Genomic DNA, 16,001 nt, shown 5'->3' with positions numbered 1-16,001 from the left:
TTGTTAACCGAATTTGGAAAGAATTTCTGGGATTTTTTCCGGATGAATCGGTCTAGAATAATAATAGCCCTGGCCTACATCACAACCGGCTTCCTTCATCAATCTTTCCACTTCGGCAGTCTCGATTCCTTCTGCTACGACGTTCATTCCTAACTTATGCCCTAAATCGATCGAAGCCTGGCAAATAAACAATGATTCCCTATCCCTTGGGGAATCCATAACGAAGGATTTATCTATCTTCAGTTCGGTGAATGGAAATCTATGTAATTGTTTCAGGGAAGAATAACCGGTGCCAAAATCATCAATCGAAAGACCGATCCCCCGTATCCGAAGCCTGGTCAAAATATCTTGAGTAAAACGGATGTTCTCCAAAAATCCGGTTTCGGTGATCTCCATTTGGAATTGACTTTGAGGTATACCTTTGTTCGTAATTTTAGCGAGTATCCTTTCCGGAAAGTCCAATTCAGTCAAAGTAACGGGAGACACGTTAACTGCCACACGAAGCTTTCGTCCGTTTGCGTGCCAGATCCTTGTCTCATCTAATGCGAGATCTATAATCTTCTCCGTCATTAGATTTAGGATAGAAGTTTCCTTTTCCATCAAAGGCAAAAAGGAATCAGGGAATACTAGTCCTAATTTGGGATGGTTCCATCTCACTAGTGCCTCGAAACCATCCACTCTTCCTGTTTTGAGATCGAACTTGGGCTGATAAAATAATATGAACTGATCGGAACGAACCGCTTCTAAAACTTCTTCCTTCTCGAATGTAGGACCCAAATTTCCCTTTCCACCCGTTTTAGTTCGGGAAGAGATATCCGATTCTTTTTCGGCAATCGCAGATAATATATTTCTAATATCGGAAACTCGGATGGGTTTTTCCATGACGGCTGCGATATGCAGTCCGTATTCTCCGGCTAATGTTTCCGCACTATGAAGAGTTCTCCTGTCTGCACCTGAGATCAAGATCACATCGGGATGAACATCTTTTTCGGACAAGAAGCGGATCACGTCTACTCCATCCATACCCGGGATCATAAGATCCAAGATAACACAATCGAAACTCGGATCTAGTTTGTCCAAGAAATCGGGAGCTGTATGAGATAAAGAAACGGAGAAGCCGCAGTCTGCTGCGATCTCTCCCAAGATTTTTGCGATCTCTTCTTCGTCGTCGAGGATCAGAAGTTTTTTAGAATTTCTTACATCCGTCATGGAAGAATTTCTCCGATGTTGCGAACAGCTTCTTTCAATGAGGTTTTTGTATATGGTTTTCGGACCAGAGGAATAGTATTAGGAAGTTCTAAACTTTCTCCCCGACTCGAAGAGGTAGCGATTATTTTTCCTGAGCCGAATCTTTCCAGTTCTTTTTTCAGATCTATCCCCTTAGAATTCGCTAGTTGGAGGTCCAACAATACGAATGAGATCTCCGGGTCGCCTGAGAAAAATTTTGCCAATCGTTTCATATCCGAGCTCATATGAGGTTCGTAACCAAGTTCTCTCAAATATACAGAGGCCAATTCAGCGGTTTCCCGATTTTCTTCCATGACCAAAATTTTCTTTTTGGCCGGGATAAGTTGCTCGCTCTTTTCCTGCTCATGTACCGGCAGAAATATTAGAAAACTGGAACCGTATTCCGGCGCGGTGATAACCTTTAAAAAACCGTTCGATTGTTTTACAAAACCGTAAACCATGGTCAATCCCAAACCGGTTCCTTTTCCTCCTCCCTTGGTCGAAAAAAAAGGATCAAAAATGCGTGCCTTGGTAGCATCGTCCATGCCAGTCCCTGTGTCGGTAACGGTAACCAAAAAATAATCCTTTGCCTCCAAACCGGAAATTTTAGGCCCTTTTGTGTCTCCGTTACTCACAAACCCGGTAGAAATAAATATTTTACCTCCTTCCGGCATAGCATCTCTTGCATTCAATGCAAGATTGAGCACCGCGTTCTCAAGTCCGGTCTTTTCTATGTCGCAAACCGTTTTTTCGTCGGAGATCTCGTATTCTATTTCTATTTTATCAGTCCTGATCCGATCTAGAATGGGAGTAAATTCCCTCAATACGCGGTTTACGTCGCACGATTCGGGATTTAAGGCCTGTTTCCTGGAAAAAGCCAAAAGTCTTTTGTTGACCTCTACTCCTCTTTGTATGGCGTCTTGGGCGGACCGAACCCTTTTCATCAGATCTTCGGAATCTTTCAACTTCATTTCGAGAAGATCCAGATTGGCTAATATTACATTTAATAAATTATTAAAGTCATGCGCCATTCCACCTGCAAGCTGACCCACTGCCTCCATCTTTTGGGAATGCCTTATCCTTTCTTCGGAATTTCGCCTTTCCGTAATATCTCTTTCTATCCCCATCAAATGTGTAACGATTCCTTGCTCGTTGACGATGGGAAAGATATCCATCTCGATCCAATATTCTTTTCCGTCTTTGTCGTAATTGATAATCTCTTCGAAACAAGGTTTTGCCTCAGAGATCGCTTTTCGGATACGATCCAGGACAACTCGATCCGTTTTAGGGCCTTGTAGAATTCTAGGAGTTTTTCCTAATACCTCCTCTCTTTTATACCCTGTAAGTCTTTCAAAAGCTCCATTCACGTATACGATCTTCGGCCCGGGTTCGTCTATAGGAGAAGCTTCCGTGATCAGAAAAATATCTTTGGACTTTTCAATCCCTATCTTAAGAAGATTTAGATTTTCTTCCGTTATTCTTGCTTGTAGTATTAGGCGTAAAGATCGATCCAGAAGATCCGCGCTTACATTCTCTTTCAGCAACAGATCCGCAAAGTGGATCTTAGACTTTTTAAGGACTTCCTTACTTTCCCGATCTTCTGCAATGGCGATAAGAGGGGGAAGTATCTTGGACTTCTCCAGAACTTCTAAATTTTTTTGGGAATTGAATTGGAATAATATAACGCCAAAAAATTCGGTCTTAAGCTTATCCAATGCCTCTCGAAAGTCTAAGGCTCGGACACAGTTAGGAGTAAAGGATTCGATACCTCCTAATAGAGTTCGGATCCATTTGTATTCTTCTTCCCTGTCTTCTATAATTAAAATACTGGATCGCATCAGGCATTCGACGAAAAACGAAGAGTTTAACCCGCGTTTCTGTTCCTAAAAAAAATCCGATCCGATTATTTTTAGCTATCAGAAATCTATACCGAGCATAAGCCTATTGAAATTTCTCAACAGGAAAATCCGGATTTTGGGCAAGAATAGAATACCACATTGGCTCTTTGGATCTATACTATTCTTCTTTTTTTGGGGCTGCCAGCCAGGAAAGGAAAACCCTAAAGTCATACAAGGGATCTTGGATTTAAGGCAATGGAATTTCCAAACGGACGGCAATATTAGTCTAGATGGAGACTGGGAATTTTATTGGAATGAGCTTCTTATCGATCACAAAACCAAAGCGCGGCCTTCCTCGATCTCTTATATAAAAGTTCCCGCAAAATGGGACAAAGGACGTAACGTCTCCCATAAATATCCGAGCCATGGCTTCGCGACTTATAAGGCAAAAGTATTATTGCCGGAAGCAAATACACAACTTAGCCTTAAGATCTCCTCTATCAGCTCTTCTTACACGTTGTTCGTTAACGGAAAAGAGATCTCCAGAGGAGGAAATGTAGCTAAATTAGAATCCGAATATTCCCCCGGCTATAAACCGGGAGTTTTTAGTTTTATCTCCGACAAACCAGAGCTCGAAATCTTGATCCATGTTTCGAATTTTAAATATTCGAACGGTTCCGGGATCTGGAATCCGATCCGATTAGGAAACACATCCGATATCCAGCGGATTTCATTAAGAGCCACGATGCTGGATTCAATTACATTCGGGACATTGTTCGTGATGTCATTATATCATTTTACGTTTTATTTAATGAGAAGAAGAGATCCTTCCGCATTATTCTTTGCGGTGCTCTGCATGTGCATAGCCCTTAGGGTTGCGTTTTACGGAGAAAGGATCTTTTACAATGTCTTACCGATTTTCCAGAACTATGAATTTTCCGTAAGAGGAGAGATACTATTCCTATTTTTACTTTTACCTGGAACAATCCTATATGTCCAATCCATATTCAAAGAACAATTTAAAAAGGACAAAGTATTTAATATTATATTTTACTTAAGTATTCTTTTAGTTCTCTCTGCCGCTCTTTTCCCCACAAAATTGTATACCATGTCTTTTTTTATTAATTCATTAGAAATGCTGATGTTGGGAATTTTGACCTATTTATTTTTCAGATTAGCATTCATGTCCGTAAAAAAGGTGGAAGGAGCGCGAATTTGCTTCTTTAGTCTCGTAGTAAATCTGATCACCGTTGCAAATGACGTTCTATATTTGAATAAGTTTATAGATTCTTTCTACATGGTCCCGTACGGTGTTTTGGCGCTTGTTCTATCGCAATGCGTACTACTTGCTTCTAGATTTTCGAAAGGTTTCGTTCTTGCGGAAGATCTTGGAGAAGAACTCAAAAAACTAAATGTGAATCTGGAACAGATCGTAATCGAAAGAACGGAAAATTTGAACGAGTCTTTAAAACTTTTGAAAGGAGACCTCTCTCTTGCGAAAAAGTTACAACAGAAGACCTTACCCACTCTAAATCTAAACGGAAAGAACGTATCCATTCATCCTTATTATCTTCCTATGTCCGAGATAGGAGGAGATTACTACGACATTTTCGAATTGGAACCCGGCTATTTCCGTTTATTCCTAGTGGATGCCACAGGCCATGGGGTGCAAGCTGCTCTTCTTACAATGACCATTAAGGCGGAATTCGAAAGTATTAAATTCGTAAAGGACAAACCTTCTCATATATTAGAATTATTAAATGAAGCTTGTTGCCAAAAATACAGAAGTATCAACATAATCTTCTCAGCGGTTTTGGCTGATATAGACTTGAATAATAACGTTCTGTATTATTCTTCCGCAGGACATCCTCCCCAGGTCTTGAAACAAAAACAAGAAGGAGCGGATTATCTGTATTCCAGAGGACCTATCATAGGTCTTAAAAAAGAAGCCACTTATAAGAACGTTACCGTTCCTCTTCTTCCTGGGAATAGGATCTTCTTTTTTTCAGACGGGATTTTCGAAGAATTCGATCAGGAAAAAGAAGAATTCGGAGAGAGTCGAGTCCTATCTATTTTGAGTAGAAATACAAGCATCCAGGAAGTTGCGGAAGATCTGATCTCTGAACTGCAAATTTTTGTGGGTCCGAGAGGGCTCCAAGACGACGTCACACTTCTTGCAGTGGAAGTTCATTAATTTTTTAGAATGTGATACGGATACGAAGTCCATTGTTTCCGGATGGACAAAGCCGGAGTAGTCCGGCCCGAAAGTCTCGAGGGATCATCCAGCGTTACTCTTTCATTTTGAAAGAGGACACAGGCAAAGAATACAATCCTCTGGAAGTTTTATCGAAAGAAGGAAAATATACTCTGTCCTCGAAAGGCACAGAAACTGAAATATCTCTAACCTTAGAACCATCATGCATAGAATAATAGAGAGGCTTTTTGCCGCTCTGATCGATCAAAAGTATTCCGGTATTATGAGAAATAGGTAGAATTTTCTGAGGCAATGATAGGATCACTTTCTTAAGCCAAGGATTCCGATGTATAATATTAACAAGACCGGATCTTTTTTTGATAATTCCCGTCCAGATCCTTCCGCTTTGATCTCTTTCCAATCCGTCGGCAAGGCCTGGAAGATTTTCGAATAGTATTTCGGAACTCCCTCGATTCTTTCCGGATATAAAAGCTCGGAGTAGCCTAAACTTAGTGGTTTCCGTAAATACGACCGACTCTTCTTTTCCGTCCGCGCCTTTTTCGAGAAGGATCCCATCCACGAAAGTAAATCCGTTCAACACAAGTGAGATCGTATTCTTTTTTCGATCCAACATCCAAAGTTTTCCATGTGGATAAAGACCTATCGCTTCCGGGACTGCACCGCTCCCCATTGCTGCGTCCCCTCTTTCAAAAGGTTCAGTGATATAGATACGATCTTTGTCCTCGGATACCGCCAGATCATTGCATAAAGAGAAAGGTCTCGAATTGGAAGAGTCCAGATCTTGCAGGGATAAGGTGGGCATATCGGAAAAAGAATATACTTTTTCGAATTCTTCTTTTTCTAATTTAGGAAGATCTAAAATGATAGGAACTATCTTTTTAGTTTCTATATCAACTTCGTAAAGGCCTACTTTATTTTTCTCTTCGTAGATTTCCCCTCCGAGCCTGGAAGCGCAAAACAATATTTTGTCCTTTTTTTCGTCGCTGTATTGCATTCCTGCCGGATTAACGGGTGGTTTCACCCATTGTTCCGCCTTTCCTATTTTAAAATTTAGTCTCCAGATCCAACCGTCCATTCCAGACGCGTATCCGAATCCTTTCGCAGGATCGAAAATCAGATCGTCATGACCAGGTAAATCCGTCATCTCCACTTTAAGCCCATTTAGAAAAGGGTCCTGTTTGTCTTGCACTTCCAAAATGGCAGAAGGCACATCCCCAAATCTGTAGGCTTCTCCTATTTTAATTCCGGAAGGATTACAAGCTCCGACAAAATAAAGAGTAAATAATATTATGATTTTATAATTTTTATTCATACCGCTTCCGATAATTTTCCGTATTTTTTTACGTGTGGGACTTCTTCGTCCAACCAATAGGCTTTATCTTTTTCCACCACTAAGATCTCTTCGAACTTAAAACCGGTCTTTCTTCTTCCCAAATGTGGCTCGATTGCCCAAAGGCCGATCTTCTCTCCTTCATGGTCGGGTGTCAAAAGTTCGGGAAGCACCTTATGGCTCAGAAACTCGAAAGATCCTTGCAGGCTAAACCAACTCGCAAAGCTAACCGGCAATATTGGAAATGAAATATTAGGCAGATGGACTTTATATACTCTATGTCCGAGGACTGCGAATGGATATAAAGAATGAACATTATCAAATCCATTCCGTTTGGAATCCTGATCTATCTTATGCCAGATCTCGGACGAACTCATAGAAGAAGAAAACAATTTTGGGAGTTCCGATCTTAGTTTTAATAGATATCTCATCCCATTATCCAACTCCGGATTTTTTAATAGAGAAGAAGAATATCCTATGTCTCCTATATATCCGTCCACTACAGGAGAAACATCTAATATGAAAGATTCGGATGCCTGCAATCTTCTCTTACTTGGATGGAACTGAGTGAATCTTTTGTAGCCGTCAAATCTCGCATGTTCTCCGAACCAAGCAAACGGACGATGCAGGAATACTTTAACTCCATGATCTTTTAAGAATGTTTCCATTCGTTTAACTGCTTGGAGCTCGGTCCAGCCTTCTTGCATTTCCTTTTCAGTCTCGGTAACACATTGGTAGGCCAATCTTTGTGCTTTTAAAAAGCCTTCCTTCTCTTCTTGGGTAGGAGCATGGATCGATTTGGAAGTGTATCTGGAAATTTTGGAGGAGAGTTTGGACAAAAGTCCTCTTCTTCTTTCTATTGGCATATTAGTTTCTCTAAGTTCGGATGAAAGAAGAGTAACAGAAAACGGAGAGTCCTGCTTGAACGATTCCGGTATGGATATGAATTTTAATTAGATCAGATCTCCAGATTCACAAAATCGAACTTCGATCGCTTTTAGATGTCCGAAAAATAGAGAAGGCACAAATCCGAAATTTTCCTTAAAGGTCCGAGTGAAATGAGCGGAGTCGGAGAAACCTGCATAATGTGCGGCTTCCGTAAGGCTTTTTCCTTCTTTCAAAAGTTTTGCCGCCTCTAAGATCCGAACCCATAATAAGTATCTACGCATCGGGATCCCTAAATTTTCCTTGAATAGGCGGATTAACCTGTCCTCCGAGACGGAAAAATTCTTACCTATCTCTTTCATCCGAATACTGTCCGGCATTTCGTTACGGATCATATTTGCTATCTGGATGATCCTATCATCCATTACCTTTTCCAATTTTTGGAACGGATATACGGACCTAAGTAGATCGAGGTGTAATTCCCAGGCTTCCTTATCATTTAGCTTTCCGTAATATAGATCCCATAGTTTATCAATCAGAGGTAGGAATGTGGAAATTTCCAATTTTCTAACTTCTCCTACTTTTACAAACTCCGAGATGGATGAATATTCATAGGTTTCCGGGTCGATCAATAATGCGATCATCTCCACTCCGGGAGAAACAGTCTTATGATAGGTATTAGGCCCGACCAATGCCACACGATATTCTTGTTTTCCTTTTTCAGTCTCGATACGGATATTATCCTGTAAGGAAATCGCTAAGGTCGCAGCATAATGGGAGTGAAAATCTGTCTGCATGGAATTTGTGGCAAACATCACACGACCATTCCATAGATATAGAATTCCTCTGCTTGTAAAATCCATCTATGATTGTAACTCGTCCTTCCTGTCTCAAAGAGACAAGCTGAACGATTCTCCATACAAAAAGATGGAGATCAAGAAGAAAAGTTGAAAGGAGTTTTAGATAGGATAAGGCAAAACGTTGATACCTTTATAGTCTTTCTCATAAATAGACAAATAGACTTTCTCTTTTCCAGGGATCACTACGATCAAAGTGGAAAATTTTGATCCATCATGAATTCCGTAATACAAAGGAGTTTTTCCATCTTTAGAAAGAACAAGGAGTCCAGTTCTCTTTGACACAGGTTGGAATTTTTGCGGAATATATAATACTAAACGTTTCCAAAACGGATGATTGTGTAACCAAGTAACGAGTTTGGACCTTTCGATCACCAAGGCCACCCAAACCCTTCCTTGAGGATCTCGATCCATTCCGTCCGGAAAGCCAGGCAGTCCATCGATCACTACTTCGTCCTTTCCGGAATTTTTCCCGGATAGGTGCATACGTATCAATCTGAACCGAGAAACTTCGTTTAACAAAATGGAAACTTCTTCTTTTTGTCCGGGCAAATATTCCAGTAAGATACCGTCTACATAAGAATAATTATGAGCAACCAAAGAAGTAGTATTATTTTTTAGATCTATCTTCCAGACATTCCCGTTCTTTCCTAAACTCAAGGCTTCGTTTCTAGATTGATCGCTTACTCCTAAAATTGCACCGGGATGATCATATGGTTCCGTAAAATAGATCCTTTCTCCGTCCGAACTGATCGCAAGATCATCCGCCTTCTCTATATGTCGGCTATTGGAATCGTCCATCTCCGAAATATGAATGGCAGACTGTCTGTGAGTTGGATAAAGTTTTCCTAATGTACTAATCGTATTCATATTTTGATCCGAAGGTGTTTTCGGAACACGGACACTTATCTGACGAATAGATTTGTCCGAAATTTTTAATTCGTAGATCCCGGGCCCGCTCGGATGAATAGGATCTTCCTTTCTCCCTCTAGACATACAAAAATAAAGTAGATCAGGATTTTTTGGGTGAGCCACAATGCCTGCAGGCATTAAAGGAGTTTTTACAAAAGGTTCTGCCTTGTTTTGTTTTAAATCCAAGATCCAAATAAAACCGTCCATGGAAGAAACGAACGCTCTTCCCAGTTCTTCTTGTAACAGAATTTCATCCTGAGCCGGTACATTCGGGATGATCATTTGTATCCCTCTTTGAGATAAATCCATAGGATCTTTGGCCAGCTCTACTCGCAGGTTGTAATTAAAATTTACGCTTTCTTGGATTTGGTTTTTGAAATATTCTTCTGGATAAGAGAGCTGACTACCCAATAAAGCCACTAAAATAATTAGAATGAGTAAATAAAGAGATCGTTTTCGATTCATTTGTGGATCTTATCATGAAGGTTACGGATCCGCTTGAACGATTCCGGCATATCGAGACGGTAATAACCTATTTGGATTATTTCGCACTTCCGGAAGATTTTAATTTTGTTGTCCCAACACCTCCCAAAAAATTCTATATTCAAAGACGTCAAAAGCAAGTTTGTTGGAATTTCGGATAATGTATCAACTTTTAATCTCTCTTATATTCCTTTTTGCAATATTCGTATCCTGTTTCCGATCTTCAGGCAATCCCCAATATGAACAACTTGCTACAATTGCAGGGATCACCAGTTTTTCTTCTACAGGCAAACAAATCGAACTACCAAATGAAGCTCCAAAGATCCAAATTCTCTCCGTAAGCCCGGAAAATTATAAGCCTGGAGATTTAGTTACTGTCGATTATGAGATTTCTCAAGTAGGAACGGGAGATTGGACAGGACCAATCGATTTCATACTTACAGATTCTAATAATTGTACGGGATATTGCGTATCAATGAGTGATACTTCAAACAATTGGTACAAGACTCAAGATATCGGAAATTTCACTAGCTACTTTAATTCCATTTCTTGGCCTTATGGGAATTACCAATTTGCTCTTATGGTAAATAATCAAATTATAGCCAAGTCAAAACCTTTGGAAAGTGTAATTACTCATTCAATTGCTTCTTCTTTAGTAATGAATGGCCCCGCTCTAAGCGGCTCAATCGATTCTGCGACAGATGAAAAACTTTTTAAACTAAATGTAGGAGCAACATATAAAGATTTTATAGTCGGCATTACCTTGGACAAGATAGATTATATTTATGCTTCTCTATATCCTCCAAATACGAATGGATCTGATTTAATGAAAAATAAAGCCATGAGTAGAGGAGACTATATAGCCCCTAGGAATTCGATCCATTATCCTAAGGTAACTGGAGATTATGAAATTCTACTTGCGAATGCCGGTTCCCCTCCGCTTTCGTTCACAATCCAGGCAAAAAACACATCCGTATCTGGTGGAGGAAGCTGCAATAACGTTGGTTCTCTTTTTGACTATTACGGTTGTACTGATCATGTTGTTGGTACACTTATGACAGCAGACATATGTGATGATAGCGATGGCACCTGGAGTTCAACACAAACCTGTGCTCAAAGAAATCCGGGGCTCACTGTATCTGGAAGATGCACTACATTTAAATTTATTTCTTTTTGGAATTATGAATTTGTAACTCGAACAACTTATTCGAATTCATCAAATCCAGTTAGTCCCGCAGCTGCTAACAGCATTTGTAGCGATGGTCTATTCCAAGCTGTAAATTGATCCCCTATCTTTGATCCAGATCAAAGACAAAAGAACGAATTAGTTTATCATAAGAAGGATGAAATCACTTCTGGATTTTCGTTCTGCGATCTGGTCGGTTGCCTTTCGTCCATTTTTTTTAGTTAGTTCATTCCATGCGATATTTGCAGTCCTTGTGTGGATCTTAATCTTGTTTTCAATCATTCCCTCTCCTTTTTTAACCGGAGGAATTCAGATCCATTCGTATGAGATGGTTTTCGGTTTTGGAAGAGGGGCAATCATCGGATTCCTTTTTACCGCAGGTCAGAATTGGACAAAAAAAGTACTAGCTAAAGAAGGATATTTAGCACTTCTATTCGGGCTCTGGTTTCTAGGAAGATTCGGGTTCTTATCCAGTCAGTATCTTTCCTATATTGCGCTTACTGCAGATCTTTACTGCGATCTATTGGTCCTATTCTATCTCGCTCCTCCCCTATTTTCAAAAGGACAAGAACATAATCGTGTTGTAGTGATAACCTACTTTCTTCTTTTCATACTTCATGTACTGACTGCATTTTCATTTCTAAGTATTTTACCGGAAGGATGGAGTTTACATTTCATTCATCTTTCTCTTTTTGTAATTCTTCAATTTGTGATCCTGATAGGCGGAAGGATTATGCCTTTCTTCTCATCTGCCGCCATTCCCGGGTCGAATCCTAAAAGATTCCTGAAACTGGAAAGTATAATAAGATATGGAGGATTTCTGTTTTTAGCGTTAGAAACTTTTGCGTTCTGGCTTCCTCAGATTATTCCATTTGCGGGATTATATTGTCTTGCTTTCGGAATGTTAAACTACTCCCGTTGGCTCTTCTGGGAACCCTGGAAATCAAGAAAGGTGCCTATCCTTTGGATCTTACATTTCGGTTATTTTTGGTTGTGTTCCGGATTCTTAGCTTATGGGCTTTCGCATCTAGGTTTTTTTCCTACTTCTTCGGCTTTTCACATCTTCACCGTAGGAGGGATAGGTGTTTTCGTATATGGGATGATCACAAGAGTTTCTCTTGGCCATACAGGCAGACCGATTAAAGCTTCGAAAGCGATCATACTCGGATATATTCTGATCAACTTAGCGGTTATAGCCAGGGTATTCCTTCCTTTAATGAATAAATATCGAGAAGCCTATCTATTTTCCTCCATATTCTGGATAAGCGCATTCCTGATCTTTGCTATTAAATATTCTAAAGTACTAATAAGTCCGAGGGCTTTCGCGAGTTCTTGAGATTTCTCAGATCTCTGTTTTGAGATTTCGGTTTGACCTAACATCTTTCCAATAAAGACAATTCAAATCGGGACCTATGCAGGCATATTTCGCTGAGTTCTTCCGTTCTCTTCTTAGTCCGATCCGGATTGTATTTTTGCCTTCCGTGAAGATATATTGGTTCTATATATTGAGTTCGATCTTGATCACTCTTCTCTTGATCGTATGGCGAAGTTGGAAGGAAAAAGAATTCAGATCCAAGGATTATTTAAGAGAGAATTTATCCAAGAAGATCTGGCTACATGAATCCGCTCTTTTGGATTATAAGTATTATTTAATAAATACATTTTTATTCGCTCTTTTTTTCAGCTACTTCGTTGTATCTGGTGCAAGCGTATCCGCTTTCGTCAACGGATCTTTATCTAAAGTATTCGGAGAAACGAATTATTCTTTCTCTTCCGGAACTTTTTTTATTTTAATTTATTCCGTACTATTTTGGTTAGCAAACGACTTCGGTAGATTTTTCGCTCACTGGCTTCTTCATAAGACTTTTCTATGGGAGTTCCACAAATTACATCATTCTGCTAAAGTATTAAATCCTCTCACTGTGTATAGGGTCCATCCAGTGGAAGCAATCTTAGTAAATTCTTTAGGCGCCCTTTGTTCAGGGATCGTTACCGGTATTGCCGTTTTTATTTTCCCGAACGGGATCAATATGTTATCCTTTTTAGGCGTGAATGCCGGAATTTTCATATTCAACCTATACGCTAATTTAAGACATTCTCATATAGGTCTTAGATTTCCTAAATGGTTCAGCAAAATACTTTTAAGTCCTGCTCAACATCAGATCCATCACAGTACGAATATTACTCTTCAAAACAAAAATATAGGAGTCTCATTCGCTTTCTGGGATATTCTTTTTGGTAGTCTTTATATTCCGGAAGAAGGAGAAGCGGAACGTACCGTTTTCGGTTTGGAGGAAGAGGAAGATACCAACTTCCGTAATTTGTTTAAAATATATTTTTTACCATTCGGGAAATTACTGAATAGAATCAAAGAGACGGTCTTTTTTTCCAAACACGACCCTAAACCTTGAGATAAATCAAAGTCAAATAATAGAGTTTTAGTCTCTCAGATTGATCGCTATCAATGCAATTTACGCTAATTCGGAGTTAAACTTAATTCGTTAGAGTCTTTCTAGATGAAAACGATTACAGCTTGGATTTTAACTCTGATCTTTTTTCCTCGCTTGCTTGTTCCTGCGGAAGGAAGCGTATTCGAAAAATTGTTTTTAGGAAATTCTATTTGTCATTGTAATCATAATTCGAGCCGAGAAACTCATCCAAGCGAGGAAGACGAGTTTTTCCGAACTAAAACGGAAATATCCAAATCTTCCGGCTCCGAAAAACAGGATCGCCCGAACTGTCACTCTGCTCCTGGATCTTCCATTCATAAATGCGCATGTAAAAAGGAGAATGGCGATCGGATTCTCTCACAGATCCGGATCTTCTCCTATTATGTAATCGTTCCTCATATCTATATTATCCCGGCCCCTGGATCGACTTTCGAGATCAAGGATCTATATTCCGGAGAATTATCCAAAGCGCACGCTCAAAAATTGAAACGCCCTCCTAAATACTTTTCTTAGCTTAACCTTTTCGCCTCCGAAGACTGCAGAATCAGTTTAGGAGAAACATTAAGTATATATTTATAATATAAAGGAAAGTAAATATGTTATCACGTCATATTTCCATATTCGCGATCTTACTCGCGCTCTCCCATTTCGACTGTTCCCAATTGGGTTCCTTGTCGAACGGAACTTCTTCGGAGCAACAGCTTATGCAGACTCTAGTCCTCGGAGTTTCTGCAAAAGAAGGATGCTCCTCTCAAAGTTTAAGCCCAATCTCAAATACACTTTCGTATGTGCATCCCAAACGTACAAGATACGATATTCAAAACTGTTCCCCCGGCGATTTAGAAGGTCTCGGATTTACAGGCAATAACTCTCAACTGGAAAAAGGACTAAGCGGTAATTCCTCAGATTCGATATTTTCCAGTTTAGGTAATGTCGTTCTTTCTTCCTCGAATGGAGGAACAAATTTAGAGATTTCCTTCTCACTAAAATCCGGAGGAAGTTTAACTGCATATGTTTACGGCTCAGGAACTCCTATCTCCGGTCCGGCATTTCGACTAACTGATTCCAGCAAAGAGCAATTTTACTCGGATATGTCCGGAAATTTCGAAGTAGTAAGTAAGGGAACTGCAGCCTTGTCCCCGGATACGAATTACACATACTGTATCGATTTCCAATACGCAAGTTCAGAACAATGGATCAATGCCTGGCCGAAAGCATGTTCGGAGGTAAACCAATCGGAACGCAGTTCCATGATGATGTTCCCCGTCATGCAAATGATGAGTGTTCCTACTTATTCCGGGAATCGGATCGGATTCATTTTGAATGGAGCGAAACTAACGTCTTTTACGATCGGCTCGATTTTGTCCCAAGTCGATTGATCGTTTCCACTGGGGCCGCTTAGCGGCCCTCTTTTTTTGAGCAGGATACTCGGAGGTAATCATGAAGTATCGCATTCCCATAATAATATTACTAATTATATTATCTTTTCAAAATATCAAATCGGACGAAGTAAACGTCCCTAGACCAACCGAAGAAGTAGATCCTCATGCGCAACACCGTAAGGAATCTAAAGACCAAGGTCATCAACATGAATTAAGAGCGGATACGATCGCTCCTGCAGGACTAATGTTCCCTCATGTGCATAAAAAAGGCTCTTGGGTTTTAGATTTTCGTTATATGGGAATGCAAATGTCAGGACTATTAAATGGAAGTAAATCCATGGGAACCTATGAAACTCTTTGGTTTCCACAATTCGATCCAAGTGTTTCCATGCCCGCAGGAAGCATACTTACAGGAGGACCGAGCATTCCTCAAACTTCCCTCAACGGTTATCGTTATATGTCGGTTCCTAAATCTATGCTAATGGAATCCTATATGACAAGCGCAATGTATGGGATTTCAGACGATACGATGATCATGTTCATGGTCCCGGTCGTAAAAAACCAAATGATGATGGAAACTAGTAACTTTGATTCATCAGCTATGAAATCGGGAGGAGTAGGAGATATTTCCTTTTCCGGAGCGCATCGTGTCCTAAAACGAAATGATCACGAATTCTTTCTGAATTTCGGGATCTCCCTTCCTACAGGCTCCATTGACGAGCGGGATTGGATGCCGATGATGGGAAACCAAAAGGTCCCTTATAATATGCAACCGGGAACGGGAACGATCAATTATTTACCGGGGATCGCTTATTCGGGAAAATCGGATCGATTCTCTTGGGGGTTAGGCGCGAACGCAAATCTTCGTAGTTCCAAAAATCAGAACCAATATCGTTTCGGGAATATATACGAACTCAGTTCTTGGATAGCCTATTCCATATTCTCTTGGACAAGCGTTTCGATCCGAGTGCAAGCGGTGTATTGGGATAATATCAAGGGGCAAGACGGCTCATTAGATCCGAAAATGGATCCTCAAAATGATCCGAATCGGCAAGGGGGAAATCGTACTGACGCGTTAGTCGGTATGAATTTTCTTTTGGAAGAAGGAATTAGATTCGGATTCGAAGCCGGAAAACCTTTTCACCAACATCTGAATGGACCCCAACTCGCTATGCAAACTATGTTTAACGTCTTTGTTCGTTATGATCTGAATTAACAATATATAGTGTGGAAGGC

The 16,001-nt window shown here is 40.1% G+C and carries 13 protein-coding genes; 7 read left to right on the top strand and 6 right to left on the bottom strand.

Annotated features, from left to right (window positions below):
* Nucleotides 1-3 precede the first annotated feature (3 nt).
* On the bottom strand, nt 4-1,209 hold the full coding sequence (locus LEP1GSC185_RS07565) for an EAL domain-containing response regulator (protein ID WP_008595102.1): 1,206 nt from the start codon (nt 1,207-1,209) through the stop codon (nt 4-6).
* A complete protein-coding gene (locus LEP1GSC185_RS07560) occupies nt 1,206-3,065 on the bottom strand; it encodes a PAS domain S-box protein (RefSeq protein ID WP_008593925.1) in 1,860 nt (619 codons plus the stop codon). Before LEP1GSC185_RS07560 ends, LEP1GSC185_RS07565 begins: the two co-directional genes overlap by 4 nt.
* A 136-nt stretch (nt 3,066-3,201) precedes the next feature.
* Here LEP1GSC185_RS07560 and LEP1GSC185_RS07555 point away from each other — a divergent pair, with 136 nt between their 5' ends.
* Nucleotides 3,202-5,259 (top strand): PP2C family protein-serine/threonine phosphatase, encoded by a 2,058-nt coding sequence (locus tag LEP1GSC185_RS07555; RefSeq protein WP_008594792.1) that lies wholly within the window; start codon nt 3,202-3,204, stop codon nt 5,257-5,259.
* Nucleotides 5,260-5,353: 94 nt separating this feature from the next.
* Here LEP1GSC185_RS07555 and LEP1GSC185_RS07550 read toward each other — a convergent pair whose 3' ends face one another.
* The 4 genes from LEP1GSC185_RS07550 to LEP1GSC185_RS07535 all read right to left on the bottom strand — a co-directional run bounded on the left by LEP1GSC185_RS07550 (nt 5,354) and on the right by LEP1GSC185_RS07535 (nt 9,729).
* Nucleotides 5,354-6,592, bottom strand: a complete 1,239-nt coding sequence (locus tag LEP1GSC185_RS07550; RefSeq protein WP_008595626.1) for an SMP-30/gluconolactonase/LRE family protein — start codon at nt 6,590-6,592, stop codon at nt 5,354-5,356.
* Entirely contained in the window at nt 6,589-7,476 is an 888-nt protein-coding gene (locus LEP1GSC185_RS07545; protein WP_008594507.1) for a M24 family metallopeptidase, read from the bottom strand. The genes LEP1GSC185_RS07550 and LEP1GSC185_RS07545 overlap by 4 nt, the downstream gene beginning before the upstream one ends.
* An 87-nt stretch (nt 7,477-7,563) precedes the next feature.
* Nucleotides 7,564-8,310, bottom strand: coding sequence for a helix-turn-helix transcriptional regulator (locus LEP1GSC185_RS07540; RefSeq protein ID WP_008594194.1), 747 nt, complete (start codon nt 8,308-8,310; stop codon nt 7,564-7,566).
* A gap of 144 nt (nt 8,311-8,454) precedes the next feature.
* A complete protein-coding gene (locus tag LEP1GSC185_RS07535) occupies nt 8,455-9,729 on the bottom strand; it encodes an SMP-30/gluconolactonase/LRE family protein (RefSeq protein WP_008595346.1) in 1,275 nt (424 codons plus the stop codon).
* Between the two features lie 178 nt (nt 9,730-9,907).
* On the opposite strand from LEP1GSC185_RS07535, the gene LEP1GSC185_RS07530 reads away from it, so the two are divergent.
* The 6 genes from LEP1GSC185_RS07530 to LEP1GSC185_RS07505 all read left to right on the top strand — a co-directional run bounded on the left by LEP1GSC185_RS07530 (nt 9,908) and on the right by LEP1GSC185_RS07505 (nt 15,981).
* Nucleotides 9,908-11,032, top strand: a complete 1,125-nt coding sequence (locus LEP1GSC185_RS07530) for a hypothetical protein (RefSeq protein WP_008593664.1) — start codon at nt 9,908-9,910, stop codon at nt 11,030-11,032.
* A 58-nt stretch (nt 11,033-11,090) separates the two neighbouring features.
* On the top strand, nt 11,091-12,269 hold the full coding sequence (locus LEP1GSC185_RS07525) for an NnrS family protein (protein ID WP_008596492.1): 1,179 nt from the start codon (nt 11,091-11,093) through the stop codon (nt 12,267-12,269).
* Nucleotides 12,270-12,345: 76 nt separating this feature from the next.
* Nucleotides 12,346-13,344: a sterol desaturase family protein gene (locus LEP1GSC185_RS07520; RefSeq protein ID WP_008595081.1), complete on the top strand. Its 999-nt coding sequence runs from the start codon at nt 12,346-12,348 to the stop codon at nt 13,342-13,344.
* A gap of 105 nt (nt 13,345-13,449) precedes the next feature.
* Complete coding sequence (locus LEP1GSC185_RS07515; RefSeq protein WP_008593684.1) at nt 13,450-13,896, top strand: LIC_11090 family protein; 447 nt, start codon at nt 13,450-13,452, stop codon at nt 13,894-13,896.
* A gap of 83 nt (nt 13,897-13,979) precedes the next feature.
* Complete coding sequence (locus LEP1GSC185_RS07510) at nt 13,980-14,762, top strand: hypothetical protein (RefSeq protein ID WP_008594658.1); 783 nt, start codon at nt 13,980-13,982, stop codon at nt 14,760-14,762.
* 61 nt (nt 14,763-14,823) lie between these two features.
* Entirely contained in the window at nt 14,824-15,981 is a 1,158-nt protein-coding gene (locus tag LEP1GSC185_RS07505; protein ID WP_008595832.1) for a transporter, read from the top strand.
* The last annotated feature ends 20 nt before the right edge of the window (nt 15,982-16,001 follow it).

The organism is Leptospira licerasiae serovar Varillal str. VAR 010, assembly GCF_000244755.1.
GTDB lineage: Bacteria > Spirochaetota > Leptospiria > Leptospirales > Leptospiraceae > Leptospira_B > Leptospira_B licerasiae.
This window is presented reverse-complemented; position numbering and strand designations above follow the sequence as displayed.